Annotated in this window: 1 protein-coding gene; it reads left to right on the top strand. The window is 60.7% G+C overall.

Features of this window, described 5'->3' with window-relative positions; all coding sequences use genetic code 11:
- The first annotated feature begins 281 nt into the window (after positions 1–281).
- Positions 282–1448: an IS110 family transposase gene (locus tag C1878_RS16390; RefSeq protein WP_114602634.1), complete on the top strand. Its 1167-nt coding sequence runs from the start codon at positions 282–284 to the stop codon at positions 1446–1448.
- The last annotated feature ends 116 nt before the right edge of the window (positions 1449–1564 follow it).

Raw genomic sequence — 1564 nt, 5'->3', positions numbered from 1 at the left:
CCCATTACAGTTAGACCCAGCTCTTGCTGGGTCTAACTCTTTCCTTTGATCCCCTGTGCGGATTACGATGGGAGTTGACCCTGCGGGGTTGCTGGCCGACCAGCCCCGGATGGCCCTTCGCCCTTGCCTCTCACGAAGGCCCGGGGGGTGTTGCCACCGGGGTTGGGCGCCGCAATCGAAAGCCGATAGAAACCTGCCGGCGACAATCGCACGGCTCTGTAATGTGGGTGCTCGAACTTGCGGTCTTCACGGTCAGCCAACATGGCTGAGAGGATACCATCATGGACGCTGCAAGGGAAATCTGCATCGGGTTCGATGTGGGAAAGGCGACGCATCGGGCGTGCGCCGTCTCGCGCACAACGGGCGAGGTTATCTTCAACAAGTCCTTGGAAAACAGGGAGGGGCCGATCGACGAGATACTGAGACTCGTCGGTCCCGACACCGTCGTGGTCGTCGACCAGAAACGCAACATCGGAGCACTCGTAATCGAGAGGGCGCACGCGGCGGGTGTGGACGTCGCCTACCTTCCCGGCCTTTCGATGAAGCGCGCCCGCGACCTGTTTCCCGGCATCGCCAAGACTGACGAGATAGACGCCGAGGTCATCGCGCGTACTGCCGCCGGAATGCCGTGGTGTTTGCGGCCCATCTCGGAAGACGGCGAATCGGGCACGGAAATAAGGCTGCTCGCCTCTCAAAGAAGGTTTACCACCCGCTCGATCGTCCAGGCTAAAAACAGGCTCCGGGCGGTGCTCGCAGAGGCGGATCCCGCCTTCGAAGCGCAGCTCGACTTGGGACTAGGTTGGCAAGTGGGCGTTTTCAAGGAGCTCGGCGGTCCGGCTGGCATCGCCTCGGTTAGCCGACGGCGCTACGACGGCCTTGCCAAGAGATACGGCGCGCCGCTGCGCGCAGCTAGCGCCTTTCGGGATGCGGCGCTTGCCTCGGCCGCATCCGAGCGCCTCCATACCCGAGCAGAAGACATGCTCGTGCGCATGCTGGCCGAAAGGATCGGGGAAGACGAAAGGAGGGCTGCGCTTGTTGAAGAGCGCATGGGCTGCCTTATGGAAAGCGACAAAACCTACCGGGCGCTTCTGACCATTCCGGGCATAGGGCCAAAGACAGCCTCGGCGCTCGTCGCAGGAGTGGACATCGACCTGTTCGCGAATCACGGCAAGCTCGCATCGTTCGCCGGATTGGCTCCCTGCAACAAGCAATCCGGAACTTCCCTTGACTCGTCATCCCCGTCCAAGGGAGGCAACAAGGAACTCAAGAACCTGCTCATCTTCTCCTGCAACTCGCTCGTCGACACGAAAAACGAGTTCGGACGCTATTACGATGCCTGCCTGGCGCGAGGGATGCGACACAACAAGGCTCTTAAGGCTGTAGCCAGAAAGCGACTCAAGGTCATCTTCGCCGTGATGAGGGACATTCGCCCATATTCCCCGTCCTGAGAGTTGGCCGGCGCGCTCCGTCTCAATAGGCCCTATCGCAGGGCTCGCGTCAGCATGCCCTGCTTCTCTAGGAAAGCGTGAAAAGATGAGTTGACAAAACTATAGAAACACCCCCC

Source organism: Gordonibacter sp. 28C (assembly GCF_003339845.1).
Lineage (GTDB): Bacteria > Actinomycetota > Coriobacteriia > Coriobacteriales > Eggerthellaceae > Gordonibacter.
Note: the sequence above shows the minus strand (reverse complement) of the source record. Positions and strands in the feature narration are given on the sequence as shown.

Excerpts from the sequence above, each read along its gene's own strand:
- C1878_RS16390 (WP_114602634.1), top strand. The coding sequence starts at position 282 with ATGGACGCTGCAAGGGAAATCTGCATCGGGTTCGATGTGGGAAAGGCG.